The 21,233-nt window shown below is 44.9% G+C and carries 20 protein-coding genes, 1 tRNA gene and 1 other annotated feature (1 of these 22 running past the window's edge); of the genes, 1 reads left to right on the forward strand and 20 read right to left on the reverse strand.

Annotation, left to right across the window (positions count from 1 at the left end):
• Window positions 1–194 (reverse strand) — a binding site (T-box leader); it reaches 31 nt to the left of the window's first position.
• A gap of 21 nt (window positions 195–215) precedes the next feature.
• The 13 genes from B0H99_RS11590 to B0H99_RS11650 form a co-directional block, all read right to left on the reverse strand.
• Entirely contained in the window at window positions 216–1,265 is a 1,050-nt protein-coding gene (locus tag B0H99_RS11590) for an AbrB family transcriptional regulator (RefSeq protein ID WP_106533845.1), read from the reverse strand.
• Window positions 1,266–1,423: 158 nt separating this feature from the next.
• Complete coding sequence (gene hemL, locus B0H99_RS11595; RefSeq protein ID WP_106533846.1) at window positions 1,424–2,710, reverse strand: glutamate-1-semialdehyde 2,1-aminomutase; 1,287 nt, start codon at window positions 2,708–2,710, stop codon at window positions 1,424–1,426.
• Window positions 2,711–3,691: a porphobilinogen synthase gene (gene hemB, locus B0H99_RS11600; RefSeq protein WP_106533847.1), complete on the reverse strand. Its 981-nt coding sequence runs from the start codon at window positions 3,689–3,691 to the stop codon at window positions 2,711–2,713.
• Window positions 3,684–4,388 (reverse strand): uroporphyrinogen-III synthase, encoded by a 705-nt coding sequence (locus B0H99_RS11605; protein ID WP_106533848.1) that lies wholly within the window; start codon window positions 4,386–4,388, stop codon window positions 3,684–3,686. The genes hemB and B0H99_RS11605 overlap by 8 nt, the downstream gene beginning before the upstream one ends.
• Entirely contained in the window at window positions 4,381–5,310 is a 930-nt protein-coding gene (hemC, locus tag B0H99_RS11610; protein ID WP_106533849.1) for a hydroxymethylbilane synthase, read from the reverse strand. Before hemC ends, B0H99_RS11605 begins: the two co-directional genes overlap by 8 nt.
• A gap of 17 nt (window positions 5,311–5,327) precedes the next feature.
• Window positions 5,328–6,158 carry a cytochrome c biogenesis protein CcsA gene (gene ccsA, locus B0H99_RS11615; protein WP_106533850.1) on the reverse strand — a complete coding sequence of 277 codons (831 nt, stop codon included), beginning with the start codon at window positions 6,156–6,158 and terminating at the stop codon, window positions 5,328–5,330.
• Window positions 6,159–6,242: 84 nt separating this feature from the next.
• Window positions 6,243–7,616 (reverse strand): glutamyl-tRNA reductase, encoded by a 1,374-nt coding sequence (hemA, locus tag B0H99_RS11620; protein WP_106533851.1) that lies wholly within the window; start codon window positions 7,614–7,616, stop codon window positions 6,243–6,245.
• A 493-nt stretch (window positions 7,617–8,109) separates the two neighbouring features.
• Complete coding sequence (gene yihA, locus B0H99_RS11625) at window positions 8,110–8,691, reverse strand: ribosome biogenesis GTP-binding protein YihA/YsxC (protein WP_106533852.1); 582 nt, start codon at window positions 8,689–8,691, stop codon at window positions 8,110–8,112.
• Window positions 8,688–11,015: an endopeptidase La gene (gene lon / locus B0H99_RS11630; protein ID WP_106533853.1), complete on the reverse strand. Its 2,328-nt coding sequence runs from the start codon at window positions 11,013–11,015 to the stop codon at window positions 8,688–8,690. Before lon ends, yihA begins: the two co-directional genes overlap by 4 nt.
• A 377-nt stretch (window positions 11,016–11,392) precedes the next feature.
• Window positions 11,393–12,664 carry an ATP-dependent protease ATP-binding subunit ClpX gene (gene clpX, locus B0H99_RS11635; RefSeq protein ID WP_106533854.1) on the reverse strand — a complete coding sequence of 424 codons (1,272 nt, stop codon included), beginning with the start codon at window positions 12,662–12,664 and terminating at the stop codon, window positions 11,393–11,395.
• Window positions 12,665–12,836: 172 nt separating this feature from the next.
• Complete coding sequence (tig, locus tag B0H99_RS11640; RefSeq protein WP_106533855.1) at window positions 12,837–14,156, reverse strand: trigger factor; 1,320 nt, start codon at window positions 14,154–14,156, stop codon at window positions 12,837–12,839.
• Between the two features lie 102 nt (window positions 14,157–14,258).
• A complete protein-coding gene (locus B0H99_RS11645; protein ID WP_106533856.1) occupies window positions 14,259–15,239 on the reverse strand; it encodes a tetratricopeptide repeat protein in 981 nt (326 codons plus the stop codon).
• A gap of 184 nt (window positions 15,240–15,423) precedes the next feature.
• The gene (locus B0H99_RS11650; protein ID WP_106533857.1) at window positions 15,424–15,819 is read right to left on the reverse strand and encodes a hypothetical protein; all 396 of its coding nucleotides are present in this window, start codon (window positions 15,817–15,819) and stop codon (window positions 15,424–15,426) included.
• A 143-nt stretch (window positions 15,820–15,962) separates the two neighbouring features.
• Between B0H99_RS11650 and B0H99_RS11655 the strand changes: the two genes are divergently transcribed.
• Window positions 15,963–16,640 (forward strand): hypothetical protein, encoded by a 678-nt coding sequence (locus B0H99_RS11655; protein WP_106533858.1) that lies wholly within the window; start codon window positions 15,963–15,965, stop codon window positions 16,638–16,640.
• Between the two features lie 40 nt (window positions 16,641–16,680).
• Here B0H99_RS11655 and B0H99_RS11660 read toward each other — a convergent pair whose 3' ends face one another.
• The 7 genes from B0H99_RS11660 to B0H99_RS11690 all read right to left on the reverse strand — a co-directional run bounded on the left by B0H99_RS11660 (window position 16,681) and on the right by B0H99_RS11690 (window position 21,231).
• Window positions 16,681–17,238 (reverse strand): class I SAM-dependent methyltransferase, encoded by a 558-nt coding sequence (locus B0H99_RS11660; protein ID WP_106533859.1) that lies wholly within the window; start codon window positions 17,236–17,238, stop codon window positions 16,681–16,683.
• 247 nt (window positions 17,239–17,485) lie between these two features.
• Window positions 17,486–18,082, reverse strand: coding sequence for a DsbA family oxidoreductase (locus B0H99_RS11665; RefSeq protein ID WP_281258873.1), 597 nt, complete (start codon window positions 18,080–18,082; stop codon window positions 17,486–17,488).
• 208 nt (window positions 18,083–18,290) lie between these two features.
• A tRNA-Arg gene (locus B0H99_RS11670) sits at window positions 18,291–18,364 on the reverse strand.
• Between the two features lie 99 nt (window positions 18,365–18,463).
• On the reverse strand, window positions 18,464–19,069 hold the full coding sequence (locus B0H99_RS11675; protein ID WP_106533860.1) for an XTP/dITP diphosphatase: 606 nt from the start codon (window positions 19,067–19,069) through the stop codon (window positions 18,464–18,466).
• Complete coding sequence (gene rph, locus B0H99_RS11680) at window positions 19,066–19,815, reverse strand: ribonuclease PH (protein WP_106533861.1); 750 nt, start codon at window positions 19,813–19,815, stop codon at window positions 19,066–19,068. Before rph ends, B0H99_RS11675 begins: the two co-directional genes overlap by 4 nt.
• A gap of 142 nt (window positions 19,816–19,957) precedes the next feature.
• Window positions 19,958–20,761 carry a glutamate racemase gene (gene racE, locus B0H99_RS11685; RefSeq protein WP_106533862.1) on the reverse strand — a complete coding sequence of 268 codons (804 nt, stop codon included), beginning with the start codon at window positions 20,759–20,761 and terminating at the stop codon, window positions 19,958–19,960.
• 17 nt (window positions 20,762–20,778) lie between these two features.
• Window positions 20,779–21,231 carry a MarR family winged helix-turn-helix transcriptional regulator gene (locus tag B0H99_RS11690; protein ID WP_106533863.1) on the reverse strand — a complete coding sequence of 151 codons (453 nt, stop codon included), beginning with the start codon at window positions 21,229–21,231 and terminating at the stop codon, window positions 20,779–20,781.
• Between the last annotated feature and the right edge of the window lie 2 nt (window positions 21,232–21,233).

Consider the following 21,233-nt stretch of genomic DNA (forward strand, 5'->3'; position numbering starts at 1 on the left):
ACCTTTATACACAGACCTAAAAAAGCATCTGGCTCTCAAGTTCGATAACGGATTTCACATCCGGTTTCCGCTACTCGAATTTCACGGAAACTGCTCAGAGGTGACATTCAAATGCTTGTCCATGAAAGCCTTTCACCATACAGCCTTCTCTCTAAAATGTACGCACATTCTACTATCCTCTTCAACGCATCAGTATAGAATTAAATCCATTGTACTCAATGACCCGTTTTAGCGTCAAGTTTTTTTACCACAAAGGCAATGATTGGTGATGCCAGAAGAAGAATGAAGAATAAACGGAACAGATGAAAGCTTGTAATAAGCGCCACATCCCCACCAGAAGCCAGTGCCGTAATCGCCATTTCCGCCATCCCTCCTGGTGCCGCACTCAAAAAGAAATCCAGAAAGAGGTATTCCGGCAGCCAAATGGCCAGCAAATAAGCAATCAACACCGAGAAGCCGATCAGCAAAATGTTGTTTACTACAATTGCCATGCCCATGCGCAAGTTCATTTTTTCCCGCAGCTGCTCCATCTGCAAGCCGAGATTTGCGCCGATAAACACTTGCGCAAGCGCCACAAGCCAATAAGGCAATTCAATCAGATGATGGCCGGTAAGGGACTGGACGAGCGCCATCGTAAAAATAGGCGACAGCACCTCAGCAGCTGGAAAATGCACTTTTTTCATAAGCCAATAAACGGACAATCCAATCCCGAGGGCAGCGAGAAAAGGCGGCCACGAAAATACGAACGCTTCTGGAACCAATTCGCTCGCATTCCTGCCGGCAAGAAAAACTGTCAGAAACGGCACGATTGAGATGACCATAAAAATGCGGACCGTTTGCATCATTGTCACAACAGTTACGTTGGCCGATTCGACTTCTTCTGCAATGACAACCATCTGCGACAATCCGCCAGGAATGGAACCTAATAAGCTCGTCGCCAGACTTTCATTCGCCATTCGCCGAAACAACAGGCCCAGGCCTAAGGAAAGTCCGACAATCGCCAGCGTCATGAAAGCCATATACGGCAAATCGAACCACATGAGTGCGACGGTATCTTTTGTGAACGAAGAGCCGATTTGGACACCGAGCAGAACAAGCCCTGCTGTCCGCAACACCTTTGGCCAATAAAATTTGATCGTTGTAAATTGGTTCAGCAGCAATAGGACGAACATTGGCCCAAGCAGCCAAGGCAAAAACATGCCTACTTCAAAGAAAATCCAGCCTGATAAAAATGCAATCAAAGCGGTTATTAAAAATGGGTTCAAAGGAATTCCAACTTTCGCTTTACGAAATATCTTATATGAATAGTTTACAGGAAAAAGAATCGATTATCAGCCTTTTAATATCGGTCTTAATAAAACTTAAATCAAAAAAATAAAAACCGGAACGCCCACATAAGGACGTTCCGGTTTTTTACTCTTTATTAACGTGCCAATTTAGCGAAGACAGTATGGAATGCTTCGACGGTCTTGGCAATGTGCTCTTCTGTATGGGCGGTTGACAGGAACATACCCTCGAACTGGGAAGGCGGCAAGAAAATGCCTTCTTCCGCCATCAAGCGGTAGTAATCAGCAAAGAGTGCCGTGTCGGACGTTTTTGCTGAAGCAAAATCGACAACCTCATCATTTGTAAAGAAAAAGCCGATCATCGAACCTGCACGGTTTACCGTGTGCGGAATGTTGTATGTCTCAGCCGCTTCACGGAAGCCTTTTTCCAGCTGGTCGCCGCGCTCGATGAATGTCTCGTAAGAACTTTCGTCCAAGCGGGACAAGGTTTCAAATCCTGCTGTCATGGCAAGCGGATTGCCGGACAAAGTGCCAGCTTGATAAATCGAGCCGCTTGGCGCTACTTGTTCCATGATTTCGCGCTTGCCGCCGAATGCACCGACTGGCAGCCCTCCGCCGATTACTTTGCCAAGGCATGTCATGTCAGGCGTTACTCCAAAATGCCCTTGGGCGCAGTTATAACCTACGCGGAAACCGGTCATGACTTCATCAAAGATCAACACCGTGCCATTTTCAGTCGTCAAGTTGCGCAGTTCTTGTAAAAATCCTGGTTGAGGCGGGACAACGCCCATATTTCCGGCAACCGGTTCAACGATAACTGCCGCAATATCCTCACCGAATTCCTGGAACGCCAAACGGACGCTTTCAAGGTCATTATACGGAACCGTAATTGTGTTTTGTGCCACCGATTCTGGCACACCCGGAGAGTCCGGCAAGCCAAGTGTCGCGACACCTGAACCGGCTTTGATCAGAAGGCTATCAGCATGGCCATGGTAGCAGCCTTCGAATTTCAGAATTTTGCTGCGGCCAGTGTAGCCTCTTGCTACACGCAGCGCACTCATCGTCGCTTCCGTACCGGAAGAAACCATGCGGACCATTTCAATCGACGGCACGCGTTCCATCACGAGTTTCGCCAATTCATTTTCAAGCAATGTCGGTGCTCCGAACGAAGTGCCGGATACAGCCACTTGCTGGATCGCTTTGACCACTTCAGGATGTGTATGGCCAAGGATCAGCGGCCCCCATGACAATACATAATCGATGTATGTATTGCCGTCGATGTCAGTGATCGTTGCGCCGCTTCCGGACGCCATGAAAATCGGATCCATATTGACCGATTTGAATGCGCGGACCGGTGAGTTGACACCGCCAGGCATTAATGTTTTCGCTTCTGCAAATGCTGCAATCGATTTTTCGTAGCCCATTTATTTCTCCTCCAACCAGCGTGCGGCATCTTTTGCATGATATGTCATAACAATATCTGCGCCTGCGCGCTTCATGCTTAATAGCGTTTCGAGTACCATTTTCTTCTCATCCACCCAACCGTTGATCGCTGCCGCTTTGACCATGGCGTATTCGCCTGATACGTTATAAGCGACGATCGGCAAATCGTAGTTGTCGCGCACTTCACGGATGATGTCCAAATACGAAAGAGCGGGTTTGACGATCATGAAGTCAGCGCCTTCTTCGATATCAGAAGCTGCTTCGCGAAGTGCTTCCAATCGGTTTGCCGGATCCATCTGATAAGTTTTGCGGTCGCCGAATTGCGGTGTTGAGTGAGCAGCTTCACGGAACGGGCCATAATAAGCGGACGCGTATTTCACGCCATAAGACATAATCGGCACATTTTCGAATCCTGCCTGGTCGAGTCCGAAACGGATTGCTGCCACAAAACCGTCCATCATATTCGATGGTGCGATAATGTCAGCACCTGCTTTTGCTTGGGACACAGCTGTACGAGCCAAAAGATCAAGCGATTCATCATTCAGGATAACGCCGTTCTCGATTACGCCGCAGTGGCCGTGGTCTGTGTATTGGCATAAGCATGTATCTGCAATCACCACAAGTTCCGGATGGCGGGCTTTGGCAAAACGAATTGCTTCTTGTGTAATGCCGTGGTCATGGTAAGCCTGCGTTCCGATTGCGTCTTTTTCATTTGGCACGCCGAAGAAAATGACAGAAGGAATGCCAAGTGCCACGACTTCATCCAATTCTTCCCCTAAACGGTCCAATGAAAAATGGAACACGCCCGGCATTGAAGAAATTTCTTCTTTAATGTTTTCGCCTTCCACCACAAACAACGGATAAATGAAATCCTCTTTATGCAGGCTTGTTTCGCGGACCATCGAACGAAGATTTGCTGAACCGCGCAAACGGCGGTGGCGGTTGAAATTCAATTCATTCATCTAAACAACTTCCCTTCACAATTTCATTAAGTGCATCAAGTATCGTGTATTTTTCAGGAATAAAATCAACATGGCCTCTATTTTGAAGAATGGCGTCACGTGTAACATGACCGATAGCGGCTACTTTGATGCCTTGCCAATCGCCTCCTGCTTCCCGGTAAGCCGAAACAGCAGAGGGACTGGCAAATAGGACGACTGCATTTTTTATAGCAGCCAGTTTTTTTGCGTTATCGATATTCAGCGTCGTTTCGTAAATCACCCATTCGTCGACGGGCATGTCCATTGACGCGATCGTATTTTTGGCAAGCGATCCTTTGATAAACAAACAAGGTGCCTTGCCGGCCGCTCTTGGAAACTCTTCTATAAACCGGTCGGCGCTATAGACACTCGGCATAAAATCGACGCGGCAGCCATGTTGCTCCAGCACTTCAGCTGTTTTTTCCCCAACAGCTGCAATTTTGCTGTTGACCGGAACATCAAGCATGCAAAACGCTTCCGCACTGTTGCGGCTAGTGAAAATGAGCCATTCATAGGCAGTGAAATCCGGCAGTTCCGATTGGCGGATCGCAGTTGCAATCAGGGGCAAATAAATCGCAGTGCCGCCTAGATTCCTGACTCGGTCCATCGCTTCCAACGGCTCTTTCGAACCCGTGAAAATGACGGTTTCTTGCAGCAGCGGCAAGCTCTCTTTAGACATGGTTCTCGGCTTTGACTTTTTGGATCAAATCATAACCGCCTTGTGAGCTAATGCGTTCTGCAACAATCCGGCCAGTTTCAATCGGATCTTGGCCGACGATAGATTCTTTATACACTTCCAGAGAATCAGGGGAAGATATCAAACCAGTAAACGAGATATCGCCATTCGAAACAGTCGCATACCCCGCGATTGGCACTTGGCAGCTGCCGTCCATATCTCGCAAGAATTTGCGTTCTGCTGTTACGGCAAGCGCTGTGTTCTCATCATTGACTTTCGCAAGTTCAGCAAGCAATTCTGTATCGCCTTCACGGCACTCGATAGCAAGTGCACCTTGCCCGATTGCCGGCAAGCATTCTTCCACTTCAAGGAATTCCGTCACGATTTCATCTTTCCAGCCCATGCGCTTTAAACCGGCAGCCGCTAAAATAATGGCATCATATTCACCGGACTCCAATTTCTCCAATCGTGTGTCGATGTTTCCGCGGATCCACTGGATATCCAGATCCGGGCGCATTAGGAGCAATTGGGAACTGCGGCGCAGGGAACTTGTTCCAACAACCGCTCCGACAGGAAGGTCCAGAAATTTTACATGGTTGTTCGAAATAAATGCATCACGGGGATCTTCACGTTCCGGAATACAGCCAATGACCAAGCCTTCCGGCAAAACGGACGGCATATCTTTCATGCTATGGACAGCAAAGTCGATTTCATTGTCGTAAAGCGCTTGTTCAATTTCTTTAACAAACAACCCTTTGCCGCCGACTTTCGATAATGTTACGTCTAAGATGCGGTCGCCTTTTGTAACAATTTCTTTGACTTCGAACTCAAACGGCGCTCCTGCCGCTTTCAGCTTATCGATAAACTGGCCAGTCTGCGTCAATGCCAACTTGCTTCTTCTTGAACCTACAATAATTTTTCTCAAGTAAATCCTACCTTTCCCTAATACCAAAAATGAAAATCAGATAGCCGGCTTCCTAAAAAGAAATTGACCAGCAACAGTAAAAATGCGTAAATATGGGCTCTCGCATAGTTCATTCCGTTCAGCGAGCCGCCTCTGTGGCGGAATAGCAACCAACTGTAGACAACCAGCAGAATGAACGAACCGACAATTTTTAGATCGAGCAACGAAAATTCTTCGAGGGAGATATAGGCCCATTGAAGGCCAAGGATAAGCGAGACGAACAGAAGCGTAATGCCAACCAGGATGGAAATGGTCATACCTTGCTCGGTTTGGCCGAGCGACGGCATATTGCTCAGTTGTTTTGTCCATTTTTTCTTTTTCAGCAGCCTATATAGGATCATATGGAGCGCCGAAAAAACAAACGCTAACGACAAGGCCGCATAGGACAAAATCGCAAATGTGATATGGATCAGTAAAAGTTCCGACACAAGCGCTTCCCCTATCGGTGAACGTTCGATCTGCACAGGCGCAAACGTATGGATCGTCATAAAAATAAAACCTATAATATTGATAAAAAAGACAGCAAAATCAAATTTATAAAAAATGCGCAAGATGATCGACAGCGTCACTAGAAGCCAAGCGTAAAAATAAATGCCTTCAAATAAGGTCAAGATTGGAAACCTCTGTGTTTCAATAATATAGAACACAAGAAAGGCTGTCTGCATGGCCCAAACAACCCCCAGCAGAACCATGGCAATCCGGCTTGCCCTATTTTCTTTATATAAATAATCGATAAAATAAAAAACAAGGCTGACTGCATATAGAATAACCATAGCTTCGTGCAGCCTTGCCATTGTTATGTCAGCCATCCTATTCCCCTTCGTTTCCATAGTTAAAGGCGTTCCGTCTCTACATTTTAACATATAGATTCGAAAACGCCTCTTTTAGAAAGCTTAAAATGAATATCTGGGAGTTTCTTGTGTAGAATGTTTTTTCTCTTCAGCAGCTGCTTCGGCTTTTGCCTGAACAGCCTTTGTTTGTTTTTCAAATTCCGCTTCAACTTCATCTTCGATTCCAAAGATCTGCTGGAAAAGCTCCAACTGCTCGCGGGATTTCGGCGCACCGGCCAATTCCTTCGCTTGCAGGATCGGGTCTTTCAACAATTGGTTGATAATCGATTTTGTATGCTTATTCAGGATTTTCTTTTCACGGTCTGTCAAATCCGGCATTTTGTTTTCAATGCTGGCCATTGTCTCTTCTTGGATCGTCAACGCTTTTTTGCGAAGTGCGGAAATCACCGGCACTACACCAAGCGTAGTCAACCAGTCGTTAAACTGTTCCGATTCCTGATCGATCATTGCCATGATTTCATTGGCTGCACGTTCACGTTCCGCTAAGTTCGCTTCAACAATCCCTTGCATATCATCAATATCGTACAAGAAAACATTCGCCAAATCACCGACAGCCGGATCGATATCCCGAGGCACGGCAATGTCCACCATAAACAACGGCTTGCCTTTACGGATTTTCTCGATATGCTGCATCAATTCAAGATCGATGACGAAATCTGTTGCTCCTGTAGATGAGATTAAAATGTCAGCATCCAACAATGCACATTGCAATTCGTTCATCGATTTGGCGCGCCCACCAAACTTGTCAGCCAATGTTTCAGCTTTTTCGAATGTACGGTTAATAACCGTCACCTGGTCGGCTCCGCTTCCTTGCAAGTTCTTAATCGCAAGTTCGCCCATTTTGCCCGCACCTAAAATAACGACATGTTTGTTTTTCAGGGAACCAAAAATCTTCTTGCCAAGTTCAACCGCTGCATACGAAACCGATACGGCGTTCTCACCAATCGCTGTCTCCGAATGCGCTTTTTTAGCAAGCGTAATCGCTTGTTTGAACAATTGGTTAAATACCGTACCGGTTGTGCCGTTTTCCTGGCCGGCAAGAAAACTGTTTCTTACCTGTCCAAGGATTTGGGTTTCGCCAAGCACCATCGAGTCGATGCCTGCAGTCACACGGAATAAATGCTCAACCGCCTCGTCTTTTTCGTGCACAAATAAATACTGAGAAAAGTCCTCTTGCGGAATGTCAAACCAGTTCGCCAAGAATTGCTTCACGTAATAACGCCCAGTGTGAAGCTGGTCGACCACCGCATAGATCTCAGTCCGGTTACACGTTGAGACAATAACATTTTCCAATATGCTTTTTTGTTCTTTTAGCGCTTGCATCGCATTCGGGAGTTCGGTTTCAATAAATGAAAGCTTTTCCCGGATCCCTACGGGTGCAGAGCGATAGTTTACCCCGACTACTAGTGTATGCATGGGTCAAAACACCTTTCACGTTCCATATTTCATATCTATTATTATACCACTTTAACTGGTTTATAAGCCTTTTAATTGTGAACAAGCGATGAAAATCCGCTTCTTTATAATTATTATAATGTAATTTTACCAAAGCTTTTCTTGAACAACAAGGATATTGCTCTTATTCGAAATTGTGAGAGAACTTGGGGATTTTCTGCTTTTGAAGGTGCTTCTATGGAAAGAAATTTTGTTATTGTAGCCTTATTTATATGGTTCTAGATGCTTAAATAGAACTTCTATGGCTTGTTATTTCGCTATACAGGAATTCCGCAAAACAACTTCGATTTTGCCCACCAGCCGCCTAGCCTCTTCACCGTTTTGAAAAAATCATTCGCCTGCATCGTCAGAAACCATCCGCCTGAAGCAATTTCTTTAACCCTTTTTTGAATACAGTGAAATAAAAAACTGCAGATCCTCTCGTCTTACAAGAGGATCTGCAGTTTCTATACACTTACATTCTTTTTTCGATTTCTGCCCAAGCGGCATCTTTTCCAAGGCCGGTCTCGGATGAAAAGACGATCAATGGATCGTTCTTATCCATATCCAGCGTTTCACGGACGATCTTTTTATGCTTGTCCCATTTGCCTTTAGGAATTTTATCCGCTTTAGTCGCAATGATGATGCACGGAATATCGTAATGCTTCATGAAATCGTACATATTGACGTCGTCGCGGCTCGGCGGATGGCGAAGGTCGACAATCTGGATCACCGCTTTAAGCTCTTCGCGGCCAGTGATATAGCGTTCGATCATTTTGCCCCAGGCCTCGCGCTCCGACTTGGACACTTTTGCGTAGCCATAGCCCGGAACGTCGACGTAAAACAATTTTTCTTCGATCTTATAGAAATTCAAGGTTTGTGTTTTCCCCGGTTTTGAGGAAATGCGTGCCATGCTCTTGCGGCCGATCATTTTGTTGATGAACGAAGATTTTCCGACGTTCGAGCGGCCGGCCAGTGCGAATTCCGGCAAGCCGTCTTCCGGGTATTGTTCCGGACGGACAGCACTTATAACAAGTTCTACATTATGGACTATCATTGAGTTTCTCCTTCTAATGCGATTTCTAATGCTTCATCCGCCTGAGAAACAAGTTTGAATGTCAGTTCTTCTCGGACGGTTTCCGGAATATCTTCAATATCCCGTTCGTTGTCGATTGGCAGGATGATGGTTGTTAGCCCGGCGCGGTGAGCACTGAGCGTTTTCTCTTTTACTCCGCCAATCGGCAGCACGCGTCCGCGAAGAGTAATTTCACCCGTCATGCCGACTTCACGCCGGATCGGGCGTTTTGACAATGCCGATACGAGTGCAGTGGCAATCGTGATGCCGGCTGAAGGGCCATCTTTTGGCACAGCGCCTTCAGGCACGTGAATGTGAATATCTTGGGATTCATGGAAATTCGGGTCGATTCCAAGAGATTCGGCTTTTGCTCTTACGAACGACAAAGCGGTTTGTGCCGATTCTTTCATGACATCCCCAAGTTTACCGGTCAACTGCAGTTTTCCTGAACCTGGCGATAACGATACTTCAATTTGAAGTGTATCGCCGCCTACCGTCGTATAGGCAAGCCCGGTTGCGACGCCGACCTGGTTTACAGTTTCGGCCATGCCATAGCGGAATTTGCGTTTGCCCAAGTACTCTTCGACTGCCTCTTCTTCTACAAGCACATGTTCTTTCTCACCGGAGACAATCTGTTTTGTCACTTTCCGGCAAATCGAAGCAATCTGGCGTTCCAGTCCACGAACTCCCGCTTCCCGTGTGTAGTAACGGACAACCGCAAGAAGCGCAGCATCGTCAAATTGCAATTGCTCTTCGGTCAAACCATGTTCTTTCAGCTGTTTCGGAGCCAAATGGTTTTTCGCGATTTTCTGCTTTTCGGCTTCTGTATAGCCGGCAATCGTAATAACTTCCATCCGGTCGCGCAACGGACCTGGAATCGAGCTCAAATCGTTTGCTGTCGCAATGAACAATGTGTTCGATAGATCGTAAGGTTCTTCTATATAATGGTCGCTGAACGTGTTGTTTTGTTCGGGATCAAGAACTTCCAGCATGGCCGATGATGGGTCTCCCCGGAAATCATTGGACATTTTATCGATTTCGTCGAGCAAGAAGACCGGATTGACTGTCCCTGCCCGTTTCATGCCCTGGATAATCCGGCCTGGCATAGCACCGATATACGTACGCCGATGACCACGGATTTCAGATTCGTCACGTACGCCGCCAAGTGATACGCGGACAAAGTTGCGGTCGAGCGACTCGGCAATCGACTTCGCCAGCGATGTTTTTCCTACGCCCGGAGGTCCGACTAAACAAAGGATCGGGCCTCTAAGCGACTGGGTCATCTGCTGGACCGCTAAATATTCCAAGACGCGCTCTTTGACACTTTCTAAACCATCGTGATCGCGGTCGAGAACTTCTTCCGCATATTTGATGTCCAAGCGGTCTTCAGTTGATTGCGACCAAGGAATCGTGACGAGCCATTCAATATATGTGCGGATAATGCCGCTTTCTGCAGAAGCTGATGGCAATTTTTCATAACGATCCAACTCTTTCAATGCAGCTTTTTGGGCGGATTCTGGCATACCGGCATCTTCAATGCGTTTTTTCAAATCGACAATTTCACCTGATTTGCCGTCTTTGTCGCCAAGTTCCGTTTGGATGGCCTTCATCTGCTCACGCAAGTAAAACTCCTTTTGCGTTTGCTCCATTGCTTTTTTAACGCGCTGATTGATGCGTTTTTCCAGGTCGATAACTTCTTGTTCATTGTGCAAGCGGCTGATAAGCATTTCCAACCGCTGGCTGACATCGAATGTTTCCAGAATTTCCTGTTTGCCTGCCAATTTCAACGGCAAATGAGAAGCGACCATGTCAGCCAAGCGGCCTGGTTCTTCAATGTCCGCCACTGTATTGTATGTTTCAGTCGTCACTTTCTTCGACGCTTTGGCGTATTTCTCAAAATGCTCGAGCAGCAAACGCATTAATGCATCTTGTTCAGCGTCGCGTTCATCTTCATCAGGGAAAGAAGTTACTTCAACAAGCGAAAAAGTTTCTTCTTCCTCGTAAGTTTTCCATTGGCCGCGTTCTAAACCTTCCACAAGCACACGGATTGTACCGTTTGGCAGTTTGAGCATTTGTTTTACATAAGCAAGCGTTCCGACTTTCTGAAGGTCGTCCTTGCCTGGCTCTTCAGTACCCATTTCTTTTTGTGTTGCCAAAAATACGATGTTGTCTTCAAGCAAAGCATGTTCCAGTGCAGCTACCGACCGTTCCCGGCCAACGTCAATATGCAATACCATCGTCGGGAACACGAGGAGCCCGCGCAACGGTAAAAGCGGCACACGTTTTGTCACTTTTCTTTTAGCCATGGTGAAAGCCACCTCCGTAAGATTTAATTATTGCTTCTATTAGTTAAAGGCAAACAACTATGTTTTTCGGTGTCCAGTCATTAGCAGCCAGCTTTTCGTACTTTCAAGCCGCTCGACTATACTTTCTAAACAAGCCGCTTTATCAGCATGTCATATCCCTTCTGAGAAACAGAAGGATGCCTCACCTTTTCTTTAAAAAAAGGCTGACTTTTGAACGCACGGATGTGCACGATCAAAGTCAGCCCGTATCATCCTTTTTCCCGCTTTTACGGTCAGAAAATTTCTGCTTTAATTATATCAGTAAAGCACTACTGCCCGAAAAGCCTGAATTTCTCGCTGCTAACCAAGAGAAATTCTATCCCATGGTTAGCGCTGCATTAAGCGGATGTTTTTTCGTTATTATCACCAATGTATTCCGAACCGTCTTTTAAGATCAATTTCGGCTGTACGTTATTGGCAACTGTCTCTTTTGTAATGATGCATTCGACGATGTCTTCACGAGACGGCAAGTCGAACATAACTTCAAGCATGATATTCTCAATGATTGAACGAAGTCCACGTGCGCCTGTTTTGCGTTCAATTGCCAATTTGGCAATTTCCACAAGAGCGGCGTTTTCGAACGTCAATTCAACATCATCCAGTTCCATCATTTTTTGATATTGTTTGATCAGCGCATTTTTTGGTTCAGTCAAAATCTGAACCAACGCATTTTCATCCAATTGCTCAAGGCTCGCCAATACCGGCAGACGGCCGATGAATTCAGGAATCAGACCGAATTTTAGCAAGTCTTCAGGAATCAACTGGCTAAGCAGTGATTTTTCATCCAGCTCTTCTTTGTTCGGATCCGCTCCGAAGCCGATCACTTTATTGCCAAGACGGCGTTTGATGATTTGGTCAACTCCGTCAAAAGCTCCACCAACGATGAACAAGACGTTTGTCGTATCGATTTGGATGAATTCCTGGTGAGGATGCTTGCGTCCGCCTTGCGGTGGCACGCTTGCAGTTGTGCCTTCCAAGATTTTCAGCAAAGCTTGCTGCACGCCTTCGCCTGAAACGTCGCGTGTAATGGATGGGTTCTCGGATTTCCGGGCAACTTTATCGATTTCATCGATATAGATGATCCCTTTCTCAGCGCGTTCCACATCATAGTCTGCAGCTTGGATCAATTTTAACAGAATGTTTTCAACGTCTTCGCCGACATATCCAGCTTCTGTTAACGAAGTGGCATCAGCAATTGCAAACGGCACATTCAGTATGCGTGCCAACGTCTGAGCAAGCAAAGTTTTCCCGCTGCCTGTTGGTCCGATCAAAACAATATTGGACTTCGACAACTCGACGTCATCGATTTTGCTATTTGAGTTAACGCGTTTATAGTGGTTGTAGACCGCAACAGCGAGCGATTTTTTCGCTTTTTCCTGCCCGATTACATAACCGTTAAGAATGTTTAATATCTCTTTCGGCTTTGGCACTTCCTTGAATTCCACTTCTTCTTCTGTACCAAGCTCTTCTTCTACGATTTCCGTACACAGCTCAATACATTCGTCACAAATATAAACACCTGGCCCTGCAACCAGTTTACGAACCTGCTCTTGTGGTTTGCCACAGAACGAACATTTTAAATGGTCTTTTTCGTCATTGAATTTGAACAATGTATTCACCCCTATTCAAGCCATTATCTTACAAGATTCTATTCAATTCAGCAACTAATAAGATTTGGGCTAAAGTTATATTGCTATGCACTAATAGTACCTTATTCTATGTAGAGTAAAACAAGGCGCGTCTCCGCGCCTTGTTTATAGGTCTTGCTTATGTGGGGCTATTTTATTCAGCGTCTGCGTCTGCAGCTGCGCTTTCGTTCTCAACGAATTTTGCGTTTTCAAGCAAGAATTCAACTGTGTTTTGCATACGGATATCGTTTTCAAGCATTTCAGTGCCGCCTAGAGCAGTTTTGATCGCTTCGATGTGCATGTTGAACTGGCCAGCCATTTTCTCAAGTTCGTTGTTGATGTCTTCAGAAGTTACTTCAATGTTCTCAGCAGCAGCGATTGCTTCAAGCGTCAACGAAATACGTACGCGCGTTTCAGCATCTCCGTGCATTTGGCCGCGAAGAGCTTCTTCGTCCTGGCCAGAGAATTGGTAGTAAAGGTCAAGGTTCATGCCTTGTTGAGTCAAACGTTGTTCGAAGTCCTGCATCATGCGGTCCATTTCAGTGTGGATCATTGCATGCGGAAGATCGATTGTTGCATTAGCAGCAGCTTTTTGCACAAGCTCATCGCGAAGAGTCGTTTCAGCAGCTTGTGTTTTTTCTGCAGTTAGGTTTTCTTTCATTTTCGTGCGCAATTCTTCAAGGCTTGCTACTTCCGGATCGATTTCTTTAGCTAACTCGTCGTTTAGCTCAGGAAGCTCTTTGCCTTTTACTTCGTTTACTTTCACTTTGAATGTTGCAGCTTTTCCTGCAAGTTCAGCAGCGTGGTATTCTTCAGGGAAAGTAACTTCCACTTCTTTTTCTTCTCCGGATTTTACGCCGACCAATTGGTCTTCAAATCCAGGAATGAAAGAGTTAGAGCCGATTTCAAGAGAATAATCTTCTCCTTTACCGCCTTCGAATGCTTCTCCGTCAACAAAACCTTCAAAGTCGATAACAGCTGTGTCGCCTTGAGCGATTGCTTCGTCTTCTTTTACAACCAGTTCAGCAAAACGGTCTTGGTTTTCTTTTAATTGGTTTTCGATTTCTTCGTCAGTTACTTCAGTATCTTGTTTTGATACTTCAAGGCCTTTGTATTCGCCAAGCTGAACTTCCGGTTTAACCGTCACTTTAGCTGTAAATACAAGCGGTTGGCCTTTTTCTAATGTCGTGATGTCGATTTCAGGACGGTCAACAGGGTTGATTCCTGCTTCTTCAACAGCATTTGCATAAGCATCTGGCAAGATGAAGTCTAAAGCATCTTGGTAAAGAGATTCTACACCAAAGCGTTTTTCGAACATTTGGCGAGGCATTTTCCCTTTGCGGAAACCTGGTACGTTGATTTCTTTTACAACTTTTTTAAACGCTTTGTCTAGTCCTGCGTTTACTTGTTCTGCAGGCACTTCAACTGTTAAAGTTCCTGTGTTACCTTCTTGCTTTTCCCATTTTGCTGACATATATAAGCCCTCCAAACATTTTCTACAAAGTCGTATCACGTTTTTATACGGTTTTTGACAACCTCCATATTATAGCATAGATGTCGTCAGGTTCAACTATTTCTATCCATTCCGCCATTCGAACCATTGTTCGGCCGTTATGATAAGGTTCGCCAAGTTTTCGTCACCTGTAAAGGTTTCTTCTCCAGTGAACAACAAATCCAAATAACTTAAATACGCTTCTGCGATTTCAAACGGCTCGTAACCTTCCCACTGGAATGGGTAAAACAAGTAAATATGCCGTTCGAACAGTTCCTGTGCCATCCCCAAACGTGTCGGGTCTTGCACCAATGCATCTTCTAAATTTCGTTTAACCGCATTCAAACGGTTATTATTGATTGGATCTGGCAATGCCGCAATGGAAAACGATCCTTCGAAATGGAATTTTTGAATATGCACAGAGCCACGTATTTTTTTCTGGTGCAGCATGAACAATATGTATGTTTTTGTTAACATGTCGACATTCGGATGCTCGACAATCTTAATCAAATAATCCTTCATCGCCTTATAGGATTCGAGCGGCAAGTCCATGATGAGCCGTTCTTGTTCTATAGGTGTTAAGGTCAAGAAGTGGTCCAGCGAATAAAGTGAAGTCGCCACTTTTTCAATTGGCGCACTGGATACGATTCGTTCGTTAAGATCACGGAGTTGCCGGAACTGCTCGAGCCGTTCTTCCGGCAGCACTTTTTCTTCTATTAATATTTCAATCATTTGTTCCGCTTCTTTATATTCCCGGACTTGCATCAATATGCTTATGTATAATTCCATCGTCTCCAAATAATGAATCGGCCCAATTTTTAAGAGCTCCCTGCAAACATCCAGCGCTTCTTCGTAATCGCCAAGCTCAAATAAACTGTATGCATACGCCCCAAGAGCCGCTGCATTATCCGGTTCATAGGAAAGCACCTGATACAATTTGTCTCTGGCTTCATCGTAATTTTCGTTTTTCAAAAAATTCATGCCGTCTGTCAGCAGGCGATTGATCGTTGTCGGAAAAACAATCACATTGCCTTTGCGCTTCAAATCCCTGTATTTTTTACGCATCTACCCACCTCATTTGTACAAACTATCATATCATATCGGCATTTTCCGGGAAAATAATAGCCGATTTTTCCACCATGTTTTTGCTCGGAAAATTCTATGCGTATAAATGTTCCTTACTAGGGGAAATAAACTTAAGCGTAATAAAAAGCCTTCAATAAAGTAATGCGAAGGCCACGTGTCTCAGTTATTCGATTATTGTTGCAGTTATTTTTGGAGAACCGGATTCCGTTTTGCCATCAAATGATCCATAGACTGTAATTTCTTGGCCGTCCTGAATTTTCACAGTGCTGTTGTTGCTGACCACATATGTCCCTTCACCTTCAGAGTCTTGTGTCGTCAATAGGAATTCATCGCCAATATCTGTACCAGTGATCGGTGAAGCAATTCCTTCCGCTTTTACAACAGTTCCTGCCGGTATCGAATCATCATTGGCAGCCACAAAGTCAACTTCCACCGCTTCTTCCTTCAGCCCTTCTTCCGTTTCCTTCTCCACATCAGAAGACCGTCCGCCTTCCGCTTGTTCTCCGCCACAAGCTCCCAGCAGCAAGGAAACGGCTAACAAAAGACTCGCTTTCTTCATATTGCCACCTCCACTTTCCGCCCAGCAAATGATTTTATTGATAAGGCACCTTATATATTTTTTGTATACCCGCATAATGCGGTTAAAAACAGATATACGATGAATCTAAATTCTTATATACTGTTTAAAAAAGGAGAATAAACGTGAAAATTAAGACTAAATTATTTCTTTTTTTGTTTGTTTTTCTCCTCGCCTCATGTGGCATAGGTCAGGAAACAAAAGAAGAAGATAATAGAACTGCAGAAAAGGTGTCCGCTAAAACCGCTGAAGAAGCGCCATCTGCCGAATCGGAATTTAGCGCCGCTGATCCAGGAGAATGGCAAAAGTCGAGCAATGGAGAATTTCGGTTGGCAAGCTACGGGTTGAACGAGGAAATAGCCTTGGATTTTTCTGAGACCCCTTTTATTCCAGTAGAAATGGGGGCAATGAACGTAAGCGTGCAAGATGTATCAGTAATAGATTACAAACCTGGTGAAGCACAGAAAAGGGTCGTTTTTGGCGATACAGACATAGTCCGTGTAATTTCTGCATACATGGTCATTAATAATTATTCGGATATGGATATCCTTTTCGACCCGGATGAGGCATCACTCCTTACAAATACCGGAGAAACTCTTCACCCTTTGAAGCATTGGACGTGGACAATTGACGGCAATTTCACTGCCGGTGCTACGAAAGCAGTAAGTATCGCTTGGGCGCTGGAAGACACGGAAAGCGAACTAACTTCAGTGCGGATCGCCTTTGCTCCTCCCGTTTCCAAAACAACAAATGAGGAACTTTCAGGCCCTCTTGAAATCGAAATTGAAATTGTGCCCTACTAATAAAAAAACGATCCGCAGCCATAAAGCTGCGGATCGTTTTTTATCTTGTGCATTTAAACACAAATGCTGGCGGCATGTTGAGGGTAACTTTATTGACTTCTATACCACTAAAAAAGGTATTGAAATATTTCTGTTTGAATTTCGTGTATTGGAAGGTGATAAACTCACCTTCAACAGCCAGCACGTTTTGTGTTTCTTTAAGAATATTGGCAGATACGGTTTTAGGCAAGCTGGCAAACGGCAAACCCGAGATAATATAGTCAGCTTTTTCAATAGAGTGTTTTTTCAAATAATCACTTACTTTTTCAGCGGAATCATTTAAAATGTAGACATTTTTAAGACTTCCGTATTTCAGTTTCAACAAGCGATAAAATTTTTCATTTGTTTCAAATACCAATAATTTAGTATCAGGCCTTTTTTTCTGGATGATCTGTTCTGTAAACACCCCTGTGCCAGGACCATATTCAACAATGCATTCTGCATGTTCAAATTTGATGGGAGCTATCATTTGTCGAGCAAGCAATTTGGAACTCGGCACCAAGGCTCCAACTGATCGGGGGTTTTTCACGTATTGGCTTAGAAATTGCATTGGGATCATAAGCTTCCTCTTTCCTTAGTAAGAATCAACTAAACTGACAACTCTTTTTTCAAGGACATTTGTTTTAAAGGTTAAATTCAGAAAACTTTTAATCGCTTTTTAAATATACCACGTTTCTTTTCAGTCTCCAAGAAAATCAGAGCATATTACTAGGATTTATTTAGAAGAAAAAAATCCCGGCCTACTTGGCCAGGATTTCGATTGCTTTTAAATTTACCGATAAAAAGAAAAATCGAACCTTCGGCAATTAACCTGTGGCTTCATCTTCTGCAATAACTTGTTCTAATGCCTGGACAAAAAGTTCAGTCGGTTGAGCTCCTGTCAACGCATATTTCTTATTGATCAAATAATAAGGCACTCCTGTTACGCCGTACTGGGCGGCAGTCCGTTCGTCTGCACGAACTTCATCAGCCATTTCATCACTCGCCAGCATTTTTGAGACAGCTTCCTTATCCAAGCCTACTTCCCCTGCGAGCTCTGCCAATACTGCATGATCTCCGATATGTTTGGACTCCGTGAAATAAGCCAGCAGAATCCGCTCGGTCATTTCTTTCATCAATCCTTGCGCTTTTGCAAACAGCGTTAACCGGTGAGCGTCAAAGGTATTTGTCAAAATCAATGTGTCCATTTGATAATCGAGCCCTAATTCGTTTGCCATCCGGACCATATTTTCTGTATTCGCTTTGGCTTGTTCGATGCTCATGCCGTATTTTTTCGCAAGCATTTCGTACATGTTCTCTTTTATGTCCCGGCCGATTGTCGGGTCCAGTTCAAAACTTCTATAAGTTACTTCAATGGGATGATCAATCTTCTTAATGGCGTCTTCCAGACGCCGTTTGCCAATATAGCAAAACGGTCAAGCAAAGTCAGTCCACATTTCGATATGCATAGTTATCCCTCCCATATATGGTTCCTTTTAAGGATAGAGGATCTTTTTGGATTTTTCACGCGATATGTTTCGGTATCGATTCTTCCCTGATACAAAACAGGAAATCTTCAAAAACATAAAAACACCTGACATAAAGGTCAGGTGTTTTTATGTACGCTGTAGATGTCCCAGGAGGGATTCGAACCCCCGACCGACGCCTTAGAAGGGCGTTGCTCTATCCAGCTGAGCTACTGAGACGATACTTTCTTTAACGAAAGACAATTCTTATTATAGAAATCATTTCAAGAAAAGTCAACGCTATTTCAAAAAAATATTAAAGAAAGTTTTTCCAAAGTTTCATTCCATGTCGCCCATCCATTTTGGCATAGCCCTTTTTAGTTCCCGAAGGGCATTCCCGCGATGTGAAATTGCTGCTTTTTCTTCAGGGGAAAGTTCGGCCATAGACTTGTTGATAGTCGGCACAAAAAAAATCGGATCATACCCAAAGCCATTTTCGCCGCGGCGCTCATGCAGAATGTGGCCTTCGCACGAACCGGAAAAGGTGATGGTCTTTTGCCCCGGAGCTGCGACAGCCAAAACACACCGGAACCGTGCCGTGCGCTCTTCATCTAAAACGCCGTCCAGCTTTGACAGAACTTTATCGATGTTGGCGTAGTCGCTTTTTTCACCGCCTGCATAACGCGCTGAATAAACGCCTGGTTCGCCGTTTAACGCATCGATTTCAAGTCCGCTGTCATCCGCTATCACAGTTGTTTGAAGAGCCTCAGCGACCGCCTCCGCTTTAATAATCGCATTTTCCTCGAAGGTTATGCCTGTCTCTTCGACGTCCATCTCTTCAGCAATGTCGCGAAGCGTCAACACTTTATAACCAAGCGGCGAAAGCAGCGTTTCAAAGTCTTTTGCTTTGCCTTTGTTTTGGGTAGCAATAATCACCCGTTTCATAAATTCGATTCCACCTCTTCGCCGATGCGTTTTGCAACATCACCCAATACTTGTTTTTGCAAGGCGATCAACTGCTGAATGCCCGCTTCTCCAAGGTCAAGCAATTCGTTCAGTTGAGCACGCGTAAACGTCGACTCTTCCCCAGTGCCTTGCAGCTCAACAAAGTTGCCAGCTCCTGTCATGACAAGATTCATATCAACTTCAGCAGATGAATCTTCTACGTAATTCAAATCCAAAACAGCTCCAATTTCAGGAACGATGCCGACGCTCGTTGCCGCTAAAAAGTCTGTGACCGGAAATGCTGTTAGATTCAGTTTGCCAATTGCCATGGTCATTGCTACAAATGCACCTGTTATCGAAGCCGTGCGTGTACCGCCGTCCGCCTGGATTACGTCGCAATCAATCCAAAGCGTGCGCTCTCCCAACTTCTCCAAATCCACGACTGCGCGCAGCGCACGACCGATCAAGCGCTGAATTTCCATAGTCCGTCCACCGATTTTGCCGCGGGACGCTTCCCGCTGATTGCGGCTATTGGTCGCACGCGGCAACATGGAATACTCTGCCGTAATCCACCCTTTGCCCTGCCCTCTTAAAAACCCGGGAACTCTGTCTTCAATCGTTGCCGTACAAATCACTTTTGTTTGGCCGACTGTAATCAATACCGAGCCCTCCGGATGAATCAAATAGTCCACATCCATCTGCACCGGGCGCAGTTCATTTACGTTTCTTTCGTTTATTCGTGTCATGGAAAATCCTCCTTATGTTTGCCCAAATAGCGTACCATATTTGAAGATGAACAACAAAAGCCTGGCAGTTGCTCTGTTATGCTTCTGCATCGTTTTGTTATCAAAAAAAGTGCTCAACAAGCAAAAAACCCGACTGTACCAGTCAGGTTTTTGGAAAGCGGATAGAATGGATGATCGGTTCTTCGATTTCCAGCCATTTCTGTATGATTGCAGTAAATATCGGAGTTGAACCGGACGTATAAAAATGATGAACAGGCGGCTTTGTCCGTGTAGCGCATTGGTTAAGATATTCTAAATGCCTTTCGACGTCTTTAGCAGTTTCCTCTGCTGAAGAAAGCACATGGACGCCTTTGCCGAACGCTTCTTCAATAAACGTTTGAAGCAAAGGGTAATGGGTGCAGCCGAGTATGGCCGTATCAAACGATTCGCCTTCAAGTTCTGAAAGCGTCTCCCTAACCATATCACGGGCAAACTCGCCTTCGTATTCATCACTCTCCACGAGCGGCACGAATTTCGGGCATGCCAACTGAACGACGTGTGAAGAAGAAACGAGAGACTTGATGGCTTTTTCATAAGCCCCGCTCTTCACTGTCCCGAGAGTCCCAAGAACTGCAATCTCTTTTGTGGAAGATGAAGTTACCGCAGCGCGTGCGCCAGGGAAAATAACACCGATTACGGGAATCGGCAAGTTTTTCTGAAGCGAATTAAGAGCAGCTGCAGTTGCTGTATTGCATGCGATAACAAGCAATTTGATCTTTTTTTGCATTAAAGCAGTCGCCATTTGCCACGTATACTTACGAACCTCTGCAATTGGGCGGGGGCCATAAGGGCATCTGGCATTGTCACCGACATAGTAAATCTGTTCATTCGGCAAAAGTTTCATTATTTCTTTTGCGACAGTTAGGCCGCCTACTCCTGAGTCTATAACACCGATTGGCGCGTTCACCGTTAATCTCCTCAATCCTATTTCATGTTAGTATGCAACTTTTCCAGAAGGAATGAAAATTGCTCTACTTCTTCTTGCGTAAAATCGGCAAGAACCGTTTCAAGATACTCTTGTCTTTTTTGAATCACTTCTTCAATGATGCGTTCGCCTTCTTGCAGCAGCTTGATGCGGACAACACGGCGATCTTGTTCTTCGCGGATGCGCATGACCAAGTTATTTTTTTCCATACGGTCGACCAAATCGGTCGTTGTACTGAATGCCAGATACATTTTGTTCGACAAATCGCCGATCGTCATATCACCGTGTTCAAACAGCCATTGCAAAGCAACAAATTGCGGAGGCGTGATGGTGTAGGAATTTAATATCTCACGGCCTTTTTGTTTGATAATGCCGGAAATATAACGCAATTCTTTTTCCATAAATGCTACCCTTTCCGGGTCATGGGTGTGTTTTCTCGTGTCATTAGCCATTA

It is taken from the genome of Planomicrobium soli, from assembly GCF_003014655.1.
In the GTDB taxonomy this organism is placed as follows: Bacteria; Bacillota; Bacilli; order Bacillales_A; family Planococcaceae; genus Planococcus; species Planococcus soli_B.